This window comes from Chroogloeocystis siderophila 5.2 s.c.1, from assembly GCF_001904655.1.
GTDB classification, from domain to species: domain Bacteria; phylum Cyanobacteriota; class Cyanobacteriia; order Cyanobacteriales; family Chroococcidiopsidaceae; genus Chroogloeocystis; species Chroogloeocystis siderophila.
Map to the genome: position 1 here is coordinate 251,048 of NZ_MRCC01000003.1, position 17,906 is coordinate 268,953.

Annotated in this window: 14 protein-coding genes; 1 reads left to right on the top strand and 13 read right to left on the bottom strand. The window is 44.2% G+C overall.

All coding sequences use genetic code 11. The annotated features are described in order from the left end of the window. Positions 1–120: 120 nt before the first annotated feature. The 4 genes from NIES1031_RS04555 to NIES1031_RS04570 form a co-directional block, all read right to left on the bottom strand. Positions 121–411: a hypothetical protein gene (locus NIES1031_RS04555; protein ID WP_143167699.1), complete on the bottom strand. Its 291-nt coding sequence runs from the start codon at positions 409–411 to the stop codon at positions 121–123. Positions 412–504: 93 nt separating this feature from the next. Further along, positions 505–1,566, bottom strand: a complete 1,062-nt coding sequence (locus NIES1031_RS04560; protein ID WP_073548306.1) for a helix-turn-helix transcriptional regulator — start codon at positions 1,564–1,566, stop codon at positions 505–507. A gap of 40 nt (positions 1,567–1,606) precedes the next feature. Then, on the bottom strand, positions 1,607–2,542 hold the full coding sequence (murQ, locus tag NIES1031_RS04565) for an N-acetylmuramic acid 6-phosphate etherase (protein WP_073548401.1): 936 nt from the start codon (positions 2,540–2,542) through the stop codon (positions 1,607–1,609). A 37-nt stretch (positions 2,543–2,579) separates the two neighbouring features. Then, on the bottom strand, positions 2,580–2,936 hold the full coding sequence (locus NIES1031_RS04570; RefSeq protein WP_073548402.1) for a DUF3110 domain-containing protein: 357 nt from the start codon (positions 2,934–2,936) through the stop codon (positions 2,580–2,582). A 191-nt stretch (positions 2,937–3,127) separates the two neighbouring features. Here NIES1031_RS04570 and NIES1031_RS04575 point away from each other — a divergent pair, with 191 nt between their 5' ends. Beyond that, positions 3,128–8,353 carry a translocation/assembly module TamB domain-containing protein gene (locus NIES1031_RS04575; protein WP_073548307.1) on the top strand — a complete coding sequence of 1,742 codons (5,226 nt, stop codon included), beginning with the start codon at positions 3,128–3,130 and terminating at the stop codon, positions 8,351–8,353. Between the two features lie 91 nt (positions 8,354–8,444). Here NIES1031_RS04575 and NIES1031_RS04580 read toward each other — a convergent pair whose 3' ends face one another. The 9 genes from NIES1031_RS04580 to urtA all read right to left on the bottom strand — a co-directional run bounded on the left by NIES1031_RS04580 (position 8,445) and on the right by urtA (position 17,871). Next, positions 8,445–9,338, bottom strand: coding sequence for a carbohydrate ABC transporter permease (locus NIES1031_RS04580; protein WP_073548308.1), 894 nt, complete (start codon positions 9,336–9,338; stop codon positions 8,445–8,447). Between the two features lie 98 nt (positions 9,339–9,436). Continuing rightward, complete coding sequence (locus NIES1031_RS04585) at positions 9,437–10,318, bottom strand: fructosamine kinase family protein (RefSeq protein ID WP_073548309.1); 882 nt, start codon at positions 10,316–10,318, stop codon at positions 9,437–9,439. Beyond that, positions 10,315–11,592: a M16 family metallopeptidase gene (locus NIES1031_RS04590; protein WP_073548310.1), complete on the bottom strand. Its 1,278-nt coding sequence runs from the start codon at positions 11,590–11,592 to the stop codon at positions 10,315–10,317. The genes NIES1031_RS04585 and NIES1031_RS04590 overlap by 4 nt, the downstream gene beginning before the upstream one ends. A gap of 68 nt (positions 11,593–11,660) precedes the next feature. Then, on the bottom strand, positions 11,661–11,843 hold the full coding sequence (locus tag NIES1031_RS23625) for a hypothetical protein (RefSeq protein WP_143167700.1): 183 nt from the start codon (positions 11,841–11,843) through the stop codon (positions 11,661–11,663). 560 nt (positions 11,844–12,403) lie between these two features. Further along, positions 12,404–13,159, bottom strand: a complete 756-nt coding sequence (gene urtE, locus NIES1031_RS04595; RefSeq protein WP_073548311.1) for an urea ABC transporter ATP-binding subunit UrtE — start codon at positions 13,157–13,159, stop codon at positions 12,404–12,406. A 28-nt stretch (positions 13,160–13,187) separates the two neighbouring features. Continuing rightward, positions 13,188–13,985 (bottom strand): urea ABC transporter ATP-binding protein UrtD, encoded by a 798-nt coding sequence (urtD, locus tag NIES1031_RS04600; RefSeq protein ID WP_073548312.1) that lies wholly within the window; start codon positions 13,983–13,985, stop codon positions 13,188–13,190. A gap of 81 nt (positions 13,986–14,066) precedes the next feature. Continuing rightward, complete coding sequence (gene urtC / locus NIES1031_RS04605) at positions 14,067–15,230, bottom strand: urea ABC transporter permease subunit UrtC (RefSeq protein WP_407919482.1); 1,164 nt, start codon at positions 15,228–15,230, stop codon at positions 14,067–14,069. 68 nt (positions 15,231–15,298) lie between these two features. Next, positions 15,299–16,453: an urea ABC transporter permease subunit UrtB gene (gene urtB, locus NIES1031_RS04610; RefSeq protein ID WP_073548313.1), complete on the bottom strand. Its 1,155-nt coding sequence runs from the start codon at positions 16,451–16,453 to the stop codon at positions 15,299–15,301. A 98-nt stretch (positions 16,454–16,551) separates the two neighbouring features. Next, positions 16,552–17,871, bottom strand: a complete 1,320-nt coding sequence (urtA, locus tag NIES1031_RS04615) for an urea ABC transporter substrate-binding protein (RefSeq protein ID WP_073548314.1) — start codon at positions 17,869–17,871, stop codon at positions 16,552–16,554. Positions 17,872–17,906 lie beyond the last annotated feature (35 nt).

Here is a 17,906-nt window from a genome sequence, read left to right on the forward strand (position 1 = left end):
GATTTTAATGAGAATCAATAGCAATAAATTGAGCGCATTATAACGGATCTTTTTGCTTTAAAACGGCGGTATCAGAAATAATTACTACCTACGAGCGAACTTGAGGTTGTTCGATGAATGTCAGGGCGATCGCATCGAGTCGAGGCTGTGCAGTCCTTTGATAATAGCGACGACATTGATACAGGAAATTGCTATGCAAATGAGAAACAAGCTTTGATAACCGAGATGTTCTGCAATGATGCCTCCAATCGCTCCTGCTAGGATCGTGCTGAAATAGACTACTGAAGTCTGAAAAGTATAATCCGTTCCGGCGGTTTCGACTCTGCTTTTATCCATCATGACAGTTGATAGGACGGATTGAACCGTAATAAACCACGCCATGCTGATTCTCAGCATCCATATCCAACGCATAAACTTCCTCGCACCAAGTCCACCTTGCTTATTAAGACTGAGTTTCAGTAAGCATGGGTGAATTGTACAGGGAAAGCGAGTTGAACTTGATCGCTAGCCGGAGGTTTTATGATCGCCAGACGGAGATTTTTGACCAACGATCCAGTACTGCTTTTGATAAGCTGCTAAATAATCCTTAGGATTTACCCCAAACTTACGCCTAAACGCAGCAGCAAACGAGCCTCGATGGGCAAACCCAACCGCATGAGCAACTCCTGCTATTGTCATGTGATTCTCTTGCAACAGTTGTGCAGCTTGTTCCATGCGATAGTTGTGGAGATAACCAAAAACCGTTGTGCCAAAAACTTGACGAAAGCCTTGCTTGAGTTTGCAATCATTGATTCCAACCTGGCGCGCTAGCGAGAGTAGCGATGGAGGATTATCTAATTGGTGAATCAAAAGATCTTTCGCTTGATGAATTCGTTTCACATCGTCCGGTTTAAGTTGATGTGTTTTTTGTAATTCTGAGCGATCGACTTTGAGTTGTTTCCAATAAAGTGCAATGAGTTCTAGTCCCTTACTCTCCAGATACAATCTGCGAGTTTTACCCTGATAAGGGCAGTGTAAAATTTGCCCAAGCGCGATCGCCATCAAAGAGGTCGTTTTACTAAACTGCCAGTAAGGAATCGGTACATTGGCGTCGAGTATTCTTCTTAACTCAGGGGGAAAGTCTGCTTCATCAATTGTGTCTCTAAAGATGCTAGGGGCGATCGCTAACTCAACAGTGCGAATTTGTTTACCAGTCGGAAGCTCTATACTGCCTGCATTACCAGGACAGTACGATAAGGCATATTCTCCTGCTAATGAACATAAATGAGTACTTGAGCCTCGCATCGAACCAGACACGAAACCAGACACGCAAAATTTGAGAGCAATCCATGAATTTGCCAGGTCGGTATCTAAACACTTTAAGCTGAGACTTCTATGCAGTTGACAATCTTGCAGAAAAAGTTCTAGTCCATCCCTTAGTTGTATGCTGCGTACATTCCCTTGTCCCAAAGTTTTGGGAAGCGTTAAATATGTTTCACAATCATAGAAGTGGCGATCGGCTCCAGTTTGTTGCCGAAACTCATCTAAGGCACTTTGAAAGTCTGTAAAAGTGAGTGAAACATCCATTACCAAACATCCATTACCAAATAGAAAAATGAGAAGGGTTCTACTGATGTTTGATCGTTTGAGATTCATAGCTAGAAACCGCAGCGCGAAGATTACCATTGTGTTGCGCTAAAAGTTTGTCGCCTTCTTCTTTAGTGACGCCTGTCCAGTGCATCAGTAAGGCAAGCTTGACTTGATTTCCACTTTGCTCTAGTAGTAGTGTAGCCGCACTACTGCGGTCGAGTCCTGTTAAATCCTGCAAAATCCGAATCGCGCGATCACGTAACTTGCTATTAGTAACAGCAACATCGACCATGCGATTACCGTAAACTTTTCCTAGCTGCACCATCACTCCAGTCGAGAGAATATTTAACACTAACTTCGTTGCGGTTCCTGCTTTGAGGCGCGTTGATCCTGCTAAAATTTCGGGTCCTACTAATAGGCGAATATCAACATCAACTTCAGCACTGACTTGTTCTTTGGGGACACAAGCGATAAAAATTGTTGTTGCACCACGTTCGCGGGCGGCTTGCAAAGCACCATGAACATAAGGAGTTGTCCCACCGGCTGTAATCCCAACAACAACATCGAGTTGTGTGATGTGACGTTGCGCGATCGCATTATATCCATCTTCGGCTTTGTCTTCTAAATCTTCCGAACTGCGTACCAAAGCGCCAGCGCCACCCGCAATAATTCCTTGAACGAGTTCAGGAGAAGTACAAAATGTTGGCGGACACTCCGCCGCGTCTAACACGCCTAATCTGCCACTTGTTCCCGCACCGATATAAAATAATCGACCTCCGTGGTGCAAAGCATTGGCGGTACGATCAATTGCCGCAGCGAGTTCGTTTTTTGCCGCCGCGACAGCCGCGATCGCGTTTTGATCTTCCTGATTAAAAAGTTCGACAAGCTCTAAGGAACTCAACTGATCCAAGTTTCGACTATTAATATTGACCTGTTCTGTCAATAAATGACCGCGTCCCTCTGCTTGAATCATGCTGTTTGCTCCTGCTTTTGAGATCATATGCTGCGTGTTACAATAGTCCTTCCAATTTACGCCGAATAGCGTCTAAGTCTGGACTAGGGTCTTGAGATTGAGTTTCTAGTTGCCAGTCAGTCTCCTCGACATTCGTTTCGGGAGGAAGCGCTAACCCGCCTTCAGGAATCAGTTCCCAATCATAATCAGCACTTTCGCAAAATTCCTTGATTTCCTCAGCGTCCATGGCTTCAACCGTCGGCGAGGGGAAGTCTTGGGCTTCTAACATCAGCGCAAAGCGAGTCGCATCATCTTCGGCTTCAAACATCAAAACACGATTGCGATCGCCGACTCGAATCGTATGAATACCTTCGTTTTCAGTACGAGCATTGAATAACAAAACAAAAACACGCATGGGAGTAATCATTTATCCCCTCCTTCTTTATGGATTATGGTACAGTTACAAATTTCAGCAATCATTTGTAACAAAAACGGTAACTACAATCTCATAATTTACTAGCTACTTGATACTGATATCGGTATTTTATAAGTGTGCCATTTCTCTTCGCGCCATCAGTAGCCTTCAAGTGTAACCTGTAAACTTCAATGAAGAATCCTCCTGATCTCGATAACCAAACCGACGAAAGACGTTCCGAGCGATCGTTATTAAGTTATCGCACTGGAATTGTCATCGGTGCTCCTTTATTGTTGGGACTTGTAGCAGGTGGCTGGTGGTTGTGGACTTTCGTCAACGAGCAGTTAGCACCACTTGTAGAACGCAATTTAACACAAACGCTCAATCGACCGGTGCAAATAGGAAGGGTAGAGAGTTTTTCCCCAACAAGTTTACGCTTTGGTGCTTCAGCAATTCCTGCAACTGCAACCGATCCAGACCGCGCTGCTGTAACTGCCGTAGATGTGACTTTTAACCCTTTACAACTATTAATTACTCGCACATTGAGACTCGATGTTACGTTAGTCAATCCTGATATTTATCTAGAGCAAGATGCGGAGGGACGCTGGATTTCTACCACTTTAGCAGCCGAAGAAGAAACAGGACCAATTAGTACTGAACTTGATCGCATTCGCTTTCGTAATGCTAATGTCGTCCTCGTACCGAATCCTGAGGCAAGAAACGAACCGATTGCGAACCAAGCAACGAAAGCATCAGTTACAGTTAGTCAAGGTAACGGATTTGCCCAATTTTTAGATAATAACGATCTCATTCGCTACAACATCAGTGGCAATTTAGCAACTGAGGGGAATATTGAAATTCAAGGTGAATCGCAGCTTAGCACCGAACGAACCAACTTACAAATTCAAGCGCAAAACGTCCTCGCCTCAGAAGTTACCCGCTTGATTGATTTACCGATCGATCTGCAAGGTGGACGCGTTGACGGTAACTTAAACGTGCAATTGCGACAAGCACAAGAACCTGCACTGTTTGGTACTGCACAACTTAAAGGAGTCACCGCACAAGTTGAGCAACTGCCGCAGGCGTTTAATAATTCGAGTGGCACACTTGGTTTTCAGGGTAAGCAAATTTGGCTCGATAACGTTCAAACAAGTTACGGAAGTATTCCGGCGATCGCTAACGGCGTACTCGATATCGAAGCAGGTTTTAATATTGCGGCAAGAGTTCCAAGCGTTAGTTTTGCGAATGCTCAAAAAACTTTAGGATTGGATCTGCCTGTACCCGTCGCAGGCGAAGCAAGAGCGGAAGTTCAACTTAGCGGACCTATCCAAAAGCCGACATTATCAGGTAGCGTCAGGACGACGAAGCAAGCGCGAATTGACCGAGTTGATTTTAAAAATTTGAGTGCGCGATTTGCATTTGCGCCAACAGAATCGGTAATTGCATTTAAAGACATTCAAGCTGTACCTACTGTGGGCGGTCAAATTACTGGCGGTGGTACTGTACGGATTGGAGACACGCCAGGATTAGGATTTAATCTCGATGCGCGGAATATTCCTGGCGATGCGATCGCGCGGCTTTATGGTGCTGCACCGGATTTTCAAATTGGGACGATCCAAGCACGTGCTAATGTTGTCGGTTCGCCAACGCAACCGCAAACAATTGTCAATTGGCAAGCTGCAAATGCAACGTATCCGGCACGCGGTCAAATCTTGATTGCTAATGCACAAAAATTGCTTTTTCGCAATACCACTGTTGATTTTGCAGGTGGTACGCTGCGCGCCGCCGGACAGTTAACGAATAATCAATGGCAAGCAACCATCCAAGCATCAGGCGTTCAGTTAGGGCGTGTGGCAGAAGTTCCTCCAGCGCTGCAAGCGCCGATTAGTGGCACGTTTAATGTTGCGGGTTCTACCGCGTCGTTTCAGCCAGACCAAATTCAGGCAACAGGTTCAGGACGCTTAAACGTTGCGGGTGGAACTGTCACTGCCTCGAATATTCAACTTGCACAAGGTCGCTGGCAAGCGCAAGTGCAAGCATCGGGTGTTCAACTTGGTTCTTTGGTTCCCCAAGTGCCACCGCAGTTTCAAGGCGCGCTGACAGGAACGTTTAATCTTGCTGGGACAACAACGGCGTTTCAACCAGAAACAATTGTCGGCACCGGTTCAGGACGTTTAAATGTTGCAGGTGGGACAGTGACTGCCGCGAATATTCAACTCGCACAAGGTCGCTGGCAAGCGCAAGTTAATGCTTCACAAGTAGAACTCGCGCGGTTTTCGGAACAACTGCAAGGTCAGTTAAATGGTCAGTTGCGCGTCACAGGTACTGTAGACTCGTTTGATTTAGCCGATGTGCGCGCCGTGGGAAATTTACGCTTTTCCCAAGGAATTGGACCTGTACAGCAACCGCTAACAGCAACGATTGGTTGGGTTGGCGATCGCGTCATTATTGAACAAGCAACCGCACCGAATTTAAACGCCAACGGACTGATTTTAGTACAAACAGCATCGGGTGTCCCCGAAGTCACCGAGTTAAATCTCAATGTCCAAGCACAAAATTACAGTTTACAAGATTTACCTTTTGAGCTACCCGCAGCCGTGAATCTTGCCGGAAGTGCAGATTTTGCAGGTAACATCACGGGAACGTTAACCGAACCGAATGTTGTCGGTGCGTTACAACTGCAAAACTTAGCAGTTAATGATTTAGCCTTTGCCCCACAATTAACCGGAAATGTTCAGCTAACAGCAACTGATGGGTTGCAGTTAGCTGTTTCTGGCGGTGAAGATCAAATTACGTTGAATTTAGATGCACAGAATCGTCCGGTTTCTTTTCTAGTACGGCGCGATGCCGCAGTTGCTAGAGGGCGTAGTGTCGGCGAAAATCTGTTAGTCAATATCGAGAATTTTCCTTTGGCGGCGCTGGAGTTAACACCTGATTTACCTATATTAGGTAATGCGCCGATTTCAGGACAACTTACGGGCGATCTCACAGTAAATCCGACAACATTTGCGGTTGCGGGAAATATTGCGATCACTGATCCGGCAATTGGAACGCTTACAGGAAATCAATTTGTTGGACAAGTTAACTTTGCTGCTGGTACAGGAACGCTGACCGGAGGCGAGTTTATTCAAGGAGATGGTCGCTATGCGTTTTCAGGAAGTGTAACGCAAACTCCGAGTGGACCTGAATTTGAGGCACAAGTGAATGTTGCAAATGGTCAAGTACAAAGCGTATTAACAGCACTGCGGTTCTTTAATTTAGAAGATTTCCAACGCGGGTTAGAAGCACCAAACTATGCAGGAGCAAATACACTCAATACAACACCTGTCGGCATACCCGATGCACCATTATTAACTCAAATCCGCCGTTATTCAGAAATCACAACGCTTTTGCAACAACAGCGCCAACAGCGTCAAGATGCGTCGCCATTACCTGCACTCGCCGATTTTCAAGGAACATTTGGTGGCACGGTTGCGGTGAGTGGTTCTTTGCAAGCTGGTGTCACGGCTAATTTTGATTTGCAAGGTCAGAATTGGCAATGGGGTGATTACAATGTGGATCAATTGATTGCTCAAGGTAACTTTGAAGACGGTGTTTTGACACTCCTTCCTCTACGAATTCAATCGGATGAATCGCTACTTGCTTTTACAGGGCAAATTGGCGGTACAGAACAATCGGGTCAATTACAATTGACGAATTTTCCGATCAACACGCTAACGGATTTTGTCGATTTGCCTATCGATGTGACTGGGCAATTGAATGGTTCAGCAACTTTAGCTGGATCAGTAGAAAATCCGCAAGCGATCGGAGAATTAGAACTCAGCGCCGGAACATTGAATAATAAACCTGTCGAATCAGCAACGGCAAGCTTTAGCTATGCAAATGCGCGATTTAACATTGGTAGTAATATCGTTGTCACTGGACCTGAGCCAATCGTCATTACTGGTAGCATACCTCTAGAGTTACCTTTCGCCTCAGTCACGCCTGATAGCGACCAAATTAGTTTAGATATCAACGTCCAAAACGAAGGTTTGGCATTACTTAATTTATTAACAGATGCTGTTGCCTGGGAATCAGGACAAGGACAAGTACAATTACAAGTAAGCGGGACAACGCAAGAACCTGTAGCAACAGGAATTGCAACGATTAATGATGCCACAATTACAGCCCAGGCTTTGCCTGAACCTTTAACCGATGTTACAGGAACAATCAACTTCAATCTTGACCGCATCCAAGTTGATAGCGTTCAAGGTAATTTCTCGCGCGGTAATGTTGTCGCGCAAGGTGTCATTCCAATCTTTAGTAGTTTTTCACCCGCCGATCCAGACTTTGCCAATCCGCTGACTGTCAACCTCAATCAGCTAACGCTCAATCTTGACGGGTTATATCGCGGTGGTGCTAGCGGAAACGTGATTGTGACGGGAAGTGTCCTCAATCCAATAATTGGCGGACAAGTTGAACTTGCCCAGGGTGCAATATCTATTCCAGAAGAAAACGGCAATGGGGCTACACCAGTTACTGCAACAGCAACTAGCAGTTCTGTTCCCAGATTTGCTGGCAATCAAGCTGAAATTGCAAATGTTGAGTTTAATAACTTACAACTCACACTAGGCAACAGAGTAGAAGTGACTCGTCCACCGATTATCAATCTAGAGGCAACAGGCTCACTGAATATAAGTGGTACACTTAACGACCTGCGCCCAGATGGTGTGATTCGGTTACGTCGTGGTGGCGTAAATTTATTTACAACTCAATTTGTTTTGGCGCGTGGCTACGAACATACGGCAACGTTTAGACCAAATCAAGGTCTCGACCCTGAATTAGATATTCGCCTCGTGACACGAGTACCAGAAGTTACGCGTACGCGAGTTGCTACTTCACCTTTGTCGGGCGATATTACACAACCACTGGCGACTGATTTGGGTGGTTTTGAGACGGTGCGCGTCCAAGCTGAGGTTCAAGGTCCTGCGAGTCAACTTTTTGATAATTTAGAACTAACGAGCAATCCTTCACGCAGTCAGTCAGAAATTGTGGCTTTACTCGGTGGTAGTTTTATTGATACTTTAGGAGGCGGGGATAGTGTTCTAGGACTGGCTAACTTGGCAGGGACAGCTTTACTAGGTAACTTCCAAGGTGCGGTAACGAATCTTGGTAATGCTTTTGGTTTATCCGAGTTGCGTTTATTTCCGACAGTTGGTACAGAATCTGGAGGGCGGACTTCCGCACTCGAATTAGCCGCAGAAGCTGGAATTGATGTCTCTGGAAATCTCTCGGTTTCTGTCTTGCGAGTTTTGACATCGGATGACCCAACTCGTATCGGTTTGAACTACCGACTTAACGACCAATTTCGCGTCCGTGCTGCAACAGATATTACAGGAGAAACACGGGCAATTTTAGAATACGAAAATCGATTTTGAATGATAAGTATTGGTAATGGAAAGTTGAGCAATATTTTTACAAATTACCAGTTACCAATAACCAATATTTTCATCTACTTACTTGACAGTTTTAGACTCGTTGATTTGTCAACTTCAGATTTAGAATGGACAGACCTAAAATACCTAAAAACAAAACTAACCCAATTGTGCAAGCATAGCTCATTTCTAGGTTGCGGAAGGCTTGCTCATAAAGATAATACACAATCGTTTTCGAGCTATTGCGTGGTCCGCCTTGCGTCATAATATAAACTTCTTCAAACACCTTTGTTGCAGAAATTGCCGAAATTACGGCTACTAACACAATATAAGGTCTCATCAACGGTACTGTAATATCCCAGTGTTTGCGAATGCCATCGGAACCTTCGATCGCAGCAGCTTCGTATAAGTCGGCGGGAATCGCTTGCAGCCCAGCAAGATAAATCACCATATAATAACCTAATCCTTTCCATACAGTGACTGCCATCACGCTAAACAGCGCCCACTGCGGACTTGTCAACCAGGGAATACCTTTTTCTGATAAACCAATTTGCCGAATAATCTGGTTGAGTAAACCATTGCCATCATAAATCCATCGCCAGGCAATTCCCGCAACAACCATTGAAATGACAACCGGAGTGTAATAGGCTGCCCTAAACCAGTGCATTCCGCGTAGTTTTTGATTGACTAAAATTGCGAGTGCTAATGGGGCGATCGCTAAAACTGGAACAACGCAAACTAGATAAAGTAGCGTATTTCCTAAAGTCTGCCAAAAAACGGCATCAGTCCACAGTCGTTGAAAGTTTTCCCACCCGATCCACTGCGGTGGCTGTGTCAGGTCGTATTCGTAGCGCGTAAAGCTGAGGTAAAACGCTTGAAGTGCAGGCCAAAATACAGTTAAACCCAAGATCAGCAGGGCAGGTAACAAAAACAAGTAGGGAGTTAGCTTGTGTTGAATTATTTCCCAGCGGGCTAACACTGATTGCATAAGTGCTCAGATCATCTTCTGTTAAGTAACCAGATTATCGCGGGAAAGCGGTAATTTTAAGCATTGGTCAATTATCAATTCAAAATTCCTACTTAAACTTAGCGACTTAAAATTTGGGCGATCGTGCGGTTAGCTTGCGCACCGTAGCTACCACCGAATAAATTGTAATGATTCAAAATGTGATAGAGATTGTATATAATTTTGCGGGTTTCGTAACCTCGATCCAACGGAAAAATCGCGTTGTAACCCTGATAGAATGCAGCAGGAAAACCACCAAATAATTCGGTCATGGCAAGATCGACTTCGCGATCGCCGATATAAGTCGCCGGATCGAAAATAACGGGTTCGCCGGTCGTCGTACACGCAGCATTACCTCCCCATAAATCGCCGTGAACGAGTGACGGTTGCGGTTGATGCGCTAATAAATCTGGAATCGCGGCTAATAATGCTTGCTGCTGCGGGAAATGTCCGCCGCGTCGATTGGCTAGTTTCAACTGGTATCCCAAGCGGTGTTTAGCGAAAAATTCTGCCCAATCCGTTGTCCAATCGTTGACTTGGGGTGTGGAACCAATTGTATTATTTCGCTCCCAACCAAAGGCAGCTTGGTTAGTACTTGACATAGTGTCAAATTTATGCATAAAAGCAAGCTTTCGTCCCATTTCTTTCCATGCCGAGTTATTGCCGCGACCAAGTTCGATCCACTCTAGAACAAGGTAGCAAGAGTTTGCGACGGTTCCCCAACAAATTGGCTGCGGAACTCGAATCGTTGCTGTTGCCAATATCTGTTGCAATCCCAGGGCTTCTGCTTCAAACATGGCGACTTGGGAAGGGGAATTGAGCTTCACAAAGTAAGTTTCCGTCTCGCTACTGATAGCGTAGCCTTGGTTAATACAGCCGCCACCTATTGCACGCGTTCGATTGACAGTAAACGCTTTTTTCGTTACTTTGCTGATATGCTGGGCAATTTCTGACCAATTCATGCTGGTTTGAGGATAACAACACCGTAAGCATTTGGCGATAAATGCTGTTGCGCAGCAATTAGTATATCAGTAGCATCTACGCTCTGAATTTTAGCTGGGTAATCAAAAGCTGGCTCGAGATCGCCAAGCATCGAGTGATAGTAGCCATAGAGACTGGCGCGATCGCTGGGTGTTTCGTTACCAAAGATAAAGCGATTGGCGACTTGCGTACGAATGCGCGCGATTTCTGATTCTTGTACAGGTTGCGTTTGAATTGATTGAATATGTTGGGCGATCGCCGCTTCCACAACTGGAATATTTTCCACTGGTAACGCCGCAGAGATATAAAAGGTTCCTTGAAGTTGTTGTGTCATGTTACTCACAGAAATATGCGAGACTAAACTTTTTTCTTCACGTAGTTCCCGCACTAGTCGTGAAGTACGTCCATGACCTAAAATCGCAGCGATAACATCTAAAGCATAAGTTTGTTCGATCTGCATCAATCCTGGAACGCGCCACACCATCACAAGGCGTGCTTGCTGTAAACTTTCATCAACGTATTCTTGACGAATAATTTCCGTAAAAGGTGACTCACAAGTCATTGCGGGATGAGATGTGGGCGCTGTGAGGCGGGAGGTATTCGCTTGAACAAATCCCTTGGTAACTATTTCTATAAGTTCTGCTGTAGGTAAATTGCCGACAGCAACAGCCGTTATCAATTGTGGTTGATACCAGGTGTAATGAAAATCGCGCATCTGTTGCGGTGTGAGGCGAGAAATCACTTCAGACGAACCGATGACGGGGCGACGATATGGTAAGCGTTCAAATGCGGCTTGCATTGCGCGTTGAAACGTGCGGCGACGGGGATTATCATCCGAACGACGAATTTCTTCTAAAACGACCAAGCGTTCGCGCTCAAAGCCATCATCAGGAATTGTACAATTGAGTACGACATCGATTTGTAGCGGTGCTAGCTGCGCAAAATCTTTTGGCGCTGTTGTAATGTAATAATGCGTATAATCTTGACTTGTTGCTGCATTTGTGATCGCACCCCGTTCTTCAATCAGCCGCTCAAATTCACCACTACAGAGACGCTGTGTACCTTTAAAGACCATATGCTCTAAGAAATGCGCCATACCATTGATCGCGTCCGATTCCACAGCAGAACCAACGTTAACCCACAAGCTAAGATTAACAGCTTCGATCGGCATTTGTTCGGCGATGACTGTTAGACCGTTGGGTAATCGATGCACAGTTGGGGCGTTTAGCCTTGGGGTCAATACAGTGGATGTCATTTGTGCTACTTGAGGAGTCGGTACTTTTATATCTTACCCACTCAGCATCACTTGATTGAGGTAGTCGATTAAGTCGCTGTCGCTAACGTCATCACCATGAACGGTAAGCCTGCGATGAAACAAGTAATAAATACCCACACAGAAAAACTCTTAATGTCCTCGTGTGCGATCGCGGATTTCATTTGAGTTATTGCTAAAGGAAATACCGTCAACAAGAGTGTAATGACAACACAGTAGTCTAATAGTGACATTCTTTCTTCCTAGACAGCGCTTTACCTTGAATGATGTCGCTCTCGCAGTAGCTATGACTCTTTCTTGGGTCTAGTTATTGATTTTTGATAGTTATCACTATAGTTAAATAACTTTTTTGCCGCTGTCTGTGTCGGAGAATACAAAGAAATTAAATAATAACGACTTGTATTATGAATTCGCAAATGATTTATGCTAAATAAAAATGTGCTCTTAAATACACAATACTCTTATTCTAAAATAATTCTTTAGTTAGACGGTGGTTTAATGGCAAGCAAATATTATAGCTACTAGCAGGAAAAACAAATCGCAACGCATATTCAATTCCTGGGAATTTTATACTTTTGGCTTTTATGTATCATCCTATACATAGCTAAATGTATAAGAATATCCCAGGATTTTTGTAGGATTCATCGCCGATAATGAGTGTGCTAGTGAGCGATCGCCAGTATTTAAGTAATAGCAAATTCGACTGATTACTAATTAATAATTAAAATCGTGGGTAGAAGGTGATTCTTCTAATAACCACTCGCTTAGTTATTGAACCATAGGTAATATAAATTTAAACAGCCAAAAACCTTTGAATAACATCTTGGCTTAACTCGCTCGTACGACCAGAGGCAACGATACCACCTTTTTGCATTGCATAATAGCGGTCTGCTTGGCGAACAAAGTGGAGGTGTTGTTCCACAAGTAAGACTGAAATTCCTGTCGTCGCAACAATCCGACGAACAGCGGCTTCTATTTCTAAAATGATTGAGGGTTGAATTCCTTCGGTAGGTTCGTCTAAGACAAGTAATCGGGGTTGTCCCATTAAAGCACGCGCAATCGCGAGTTGTTGTTGTTGTCCGCCGCTCAAGTCACCGCCCATCCGCGATAGCATTGTTTTGAGAACAGGGAAGAGTTCAAAAATTTCCTCAGAAATTTCTTGCGTACGTTTGCTGTGGTGTCGGGCTTCGAGTCCGAGTAATAAATTCTCTTTTACAGTTAAACGCGGGATGATTTCTCTTCCCTGGGGGACATAGCCGATACCGAGTTTAGCACGTTGGTCGGGAGTTTTTGAGTTAATAATTTGTCCATTAAATGCGATCGCACCGCTACGAGGACGAATCAAGCCCATAATTGTTTTAAGTAGTGTTGTTTTCCCAACACCGTTGCGCCCAATCAAACATACCATTTGTCCGACGGGAACACTTAAATCGACATTACGCAGAATATGACTCTCGCCGTAGTAAACGTTGAGATTTGACACGTGTAGCGTATATTCTTGACTTATGGAAGTTGGATCGGGAGCGATCGCATCACGGGTATAACTCATAATTTGCTATTTTGCTAAATGCTGTAAATTACAGTTCAGATCCTGAAGCTTCGAGTTCTAGCGAGTGTGCTGTATGTGAGTCATCCATCGGCTGTCCTAAATATACTTCAATCACTTTAGGATCGTTTTGAACTTGATCGATGTTTCCCTCGCACAATACTGAACCTTGATGAAGTACAGTCACCTTGCGCGCAATCTGGCGCACAAATTCCATGTCATGTTCAATCACTAAGATCGAATGACTCTCAGCTAAAGCGAGTAACAAATCGCCAATATTTTCAGTCTCTTCATCGGTTAACCCTGCGACAGGTTCATCGACAAGTAATAAATCAGGTGATTGCGCAACAAGCATCCCAATTTCTAAGCGCTGCTTTTCGCCATGTGAGAGTAAACCTGCGGGGATATCGGCGCGGGAAGTTAAGCCAATTGTTTCGAGTAAACCAGCGATTGAGTGGCGTTCCGCACTTTTTGGCTTACTAAACAAAGTTGACCAAATATTTTTTTTGCGGTTGCTGGTGAGTTCGAGATTTTCTCTTGGGGTGAGATTGAGGTAAACTCGTGGAGTTTGAAATTTACGACCAATTCCGAGTCTTGCGATTTGGTGTTCGCTAAGCGATCGCAAGTTGCGTCCTTTGAATAAAACTCGTCCTTGTGTTGGTTTGGTTTTGCCAGTAATCACGTCTAAGAATGTCGTTTTTCCGGCTCCATTTGGACCAATAATAACGCGTAGTTCGCCTACATCTAAATTAAAATTGAGATTATTTAAAGCTTTGAAACCGTCAAAGCTGACTGTGACATTTTCGATTTCTAATATTTTTTCTTGCATTGTGTACCTTGGGTAAATTTTACAGAGATAGACGCGTCAGCGGCTTCCCGTAGGGTAGGGCACAAAGAAGTTGATTGCTCATTATTCGCTGCTTTTTGCCTCTAGTTCTTGTCTTTCTTGTTGAACTTCAGGGTCTTCTTCTAAGCTGGGGTATGTAAATGCTGGTTTACGACCTCTTAGGCGTTGAAATCCTTCACTACGCAACCAGCCGACGATACCATCGGGAAGTACTGTGACAACAATTAAGAAGAGTGCGCCTTGGAAGAATAACCAAATTTCGGCAAATTGTTCGCTTAAGAAACTGCGGGCGAAGTTAACAAGTAATGCGCCCAAGATAGCACCGACAAGTGTTCCTCTACCGCCAATTGCTACCCAAATGACCATTTCAATTGAGAAAGCAACATCCATGAGTCTAGGGGAGACCGAACCACTTTGCAGCGTATACATTGCCCCTGCAATTCCTGCTAATGCGCCTGAAACGGCAAAAACAAGAACTTTAAATTCTGTGGGATTGTAGCCTGAAAAACGAACGCGACTTTCATCATCACGAATAGCCATTAATAGACGCCCAAAACGCCCGCTTGTCAGCCAGCGGCAAAGCGCGTACGCACCGATTAACAGTAAAATTGTTAATGTATAGAAGGTAAATTGTGCAGATTGTGTATTAACTGATGCGCCTAATAATGTTTGAAAGTTCGTTAAACCGTTAGTACCGTTAAATAGCTTTTGTTGTCCGTTAAAAAAGTTGAAAAAGACAATTGTTGCGGCTTGGGTGAGGATCGAGAAATAGACGCCTTTGATGCGATTACGAAAGACTAAATAGCCGAGTAATCCAGCAAGAAGTGCAGGAATTGTGACAACTGCAAACGTGGCGAAGGGAAATGAATAAAAAGGACGCCAAAACCAAGGTAACTCTGTACCGCCGTACAAACTCATAAATTCTGGCAATCCTCCAGCAGCATCTTCAAGTTTGATATGCATCGCGATCGCATATCCACCCAACGCAAAGAAAATGCCGTGTCCTAAACTCAGTAAGCCAGTATAACCCCAGATTAAATCAATTCCTAAAGCAACAATTGCTAATGCTAAAAAGCGCCCTAATAAGTTCAGACGAAAACTTGTTAATACCGCTGGCATAACAAAGATTAACAGCAGTGCGATCGCAACTACAATCACAGCTTCAATTAAGAATATTCGCTGCTGCTTTCTTCTAACTCCAATATGAGAAACTGCATCCACCGCGATATCTCCTTATTTTCTCTCCATCCCTTTATGCCCTCGCCCCAGTACGGGCAAGGCAATGCCTTGCCCCTTCACGCATCCACGGTGCGACCTTTCTGCGGAAATATTCCACCAGGACGCACCTGCAAAAATGCGATGATTAACGCAAATACCATTACCTTCGCCATACTTGTCGTTGCAAAGAAGGTAAAGAAATCTGCTAGCGGCTGAATTGGTGTAAATAGGATTGCCAACGTACCTGAACCAACGAGATAATTAACAATACCAATCGCTAAAGCAGCGACGATCGTACCCACTAGCTTGCCTACACCGCCAACTACTACAACCATAAAGGTATCGACAATGTAGTTTTGTCCGGTATTGGGTCCGACAGAACCGAGATAACTAATTGCACAGCCTGCAACGCCAGCTAAGCCCGAACCAAGCGCAAACGTAAGTGCATCAACCTTTTGTGTAGGAATTCCTAAACAAGAACTCATGCTACGATTTTGTGTGACAGCGCGAATGCGTAATCCCCAAGGCGATCGCTGTAAGAAGTAGTAAAGCCCAGCAACGCAGACGATTGTTAAAGCAATGATAAATAATCGTGCATACGGCAATTGAAAGTTACCTACTGGTAAACCACCACGCAACCAAGTCGGTGCGGATACATCGACGTTTTGTGCGCCAAACCAAGGTTTTGTAACGGCTAGTTGATACGTATCAGCGAGGAATCTACCAGCAGCGATCGCAATTCCCAACGATAATGGTAATAATGCGGCGACGAACCATTTACGCTGAGGACTTTGACGGCGATTTAATATCCACAAACCACCGAAAAATAACACACAAAATATTCCTATCCCGATTACCAAAACCCAATTTACACTGCGTACAAACTGCTGCAAAATTAAACTCACGCCCCAAGTTGCTAGCAGTGTTTCTAAAGGTCGTCCGTAGAGATAACGAATGACTCCACGTTCGAGAATCAATCCCACTCCTGCCGTAACCAAAAATGCCAAGACGAGCGCAAAAAAGATATAAATATCAAAAAAAGGTTCAGCGAACTGTCGAAAGCCATTTTGAACGACAAACGTAGTGTATGCGCCAAGCATCATCAATTCACCATGAGCTAAATTGATGACTCCCATCAGTCCAAAAACAATCGCGAGTCCTAGTGCTGCAATTAGTAAAACAGCACCAATACTAATCCCATTAAATAAGCCGTCAAACAATCCTATTAGCACTTATCTTCTCCCACTACGGAGTTAAAGAACGGGTAATAGGTAATTGCTAATTGGTAAGTAAGAATTTATCTAGACCAATTACCCATTACTACCCACCTCTAAGTCATTTTGAATCTGCCACCTTTGTTAGGATCAGACCAATCACAGGCATATCCTTTTGTTTCTTTCACGAATTGATTCCAAGGAATTGGTTCAACAGCTGAATCAGTAGAATTAATGATTTCAAACATTCCATCATCTCTGACTTCGCCGATACGCACCACCTTAGAAATATGATGGTTAGGGTGCATTGTAACTGTACCTTCTGGAGCATCTAAAGTTTGCCCATAAGCTGCCGCACGTACCTTTGCTAAATCCTCCGCTGTACCTGCTTTTTCTACCGCTTGCTTCCACAAATAAACGGCAATATAAGCAGCTTCCATCGGATCGTTTGTCACGCGGTCTTGCCCATATTTTTGCTTGAAAGCTTGGACAAATCTTTGGTTTGCTGGTGTCTCTACTGTCTGGAAATAGTTCCACGCAGCGTAATGACCTTTAAGATAATCAGCACCAATAGCTCTTACTTCTTCTTCAGCAATACTCACTGACATCGAAGGATAGCGATCAGGTGTCAAGCCTGCACCTTGTAACTGCTTAAAGAATGCTACATTACTATCACCATTTAAAGTGTTATAAATGACACCGCCATTGGGTAATGCTTGACGAATTTTAGTAATAATTGGTGTAACTTCGGTGTTACCTAAAGGTAGATAGTCTTCGCCAACAATTCTGCCGCCTTTTTCTGCGACTTGCGCTTTAATGATAGTGTTGGCAGTACGCGGAAAAACGTAATCTGAACCTACTAGAAAGAAGTCTTTGCCTTTATTTTGCAACAACCAATCGACTGATGGTTCAATTTGCTGATTCGGTGCTGCACCAGTATAAAAGATATTTTTAGAACATTCTTGTCCTTCATATTGCACTGGATACCAGAGCATATGATCTCTTTGTTCAAAAACAGGTAGAACATTCTTACGACTTGCCGAAGTCCAACACCCAAAAACTGCAACAACTCGATCTTGGTCGATTAATTTAGTTGCTTTTTCTCTAAAAGTGTCCCAGTTGGAAGCACCATCTTCTACAATCGCTTCGATGCGTCTCCCAAGAACGCCACCAGCATTATTAATTTCTTCGATTGCTAGCTGTTCTGCATCGACAACGCTTTGTTCGCTAATTGCCATTGTGCCACTGAGCGAGTGCAAGATTCCTACTTTAATCGCGTCTCCACCACTCGCAGTCGTTGTTGTACTAGCTGGCGATGACGCATTCGTTGCACTCGTTGTTGTTTGGTTATTGGTACAAGCCTTTAAAAAAAGACTAGAACCAAGAGTTGCGGAACCATATACAAGAAATTTACGCCTATTAAATCTGCTTACCATTGGCTATTGAGTACTAATATCTGAGAGTGACATCT

Coding starts and splice junctions, on each gene's coding strand:
- NIES1031_RS04555 (WP_143167699.1), bottom strand. CDS start 411: ATGCGTTGGATATGGATGCTGAGAATCAGCATGGCGTGGTTTATTACG.
- NIES1031_RS04560 (WP_073548306.1), bottom strand. CDS start 1,566: ATGGATGTTTCACTCACTTTTACAGACTTTCAAAGTGCCTTAGATGAG.
- murQ (WP_073548401.1), bottom strand. CDS start 2,542: ATGATTCAAGCAGAGGGACGCGGTCATTTATTGACAGAACAGGTCAAT.
- NIES1031_RS04570 (WP_073548402.1), bottom strand. CDS start 2,936: ATGCGTGTTTTTGTTTTGTTATTCAATGCTCGTACTGAAAACGAAGGT.
- NIES1031_RS04575 (WP_073548307.1), top strand. CDS start 3,128: ATGAAGAATCCTCCTGATCTCGATAACCAAACCGACGAAAGACGTTCC.
- NIES1031_RS04580 (WP_073548308.1), bottom strand. CDS start 9,338: ATGCAATCAGTGTTAGCCCGCTGGGAAATAATTCAACACAAGCTAACT.
- NIES1031_RS04585 (WP_073548309.1), bottom strand. CDS start 10,318: ATGAATTGGTCAGAAATTGCCCAGCATATCAGCAAAGTAACGAAAAAA.
- NIES1031_RS04590 (WP_073548310.1), bottom strand. CDS start 11,592: ATGACATCCACTGTATTGACCCCAAGGCTAAACGCCCCAACTGTGCAT.
- NIES1031_RS23625 (WP_143167700.1), bottom strand. CDS start 11,843: ATGTCACTATTAGACTACTGTGTTGTCATTACACTCTTGTTGACGGTA.
- urtE (WP_073548311.1), bottom strand. CDS start 13,159: ATGAGTTATACCCGTGATGCGATCGCTCCCGATCCAACTTCCATAAGT.
- urtD (WP_073548312.1), bottom strand. CDS start 13,985: ATGCAAGAAAAAATATTAGAAATCGAAAATGTCACAGTCAGCTTTGAC.
- urtA (WP_073548314.1), bottom strand. CDS start 17,871: ATGGTAAGCAGATTTAATAGGCGTAAATTTCTTGTATATGGTTCCGCA.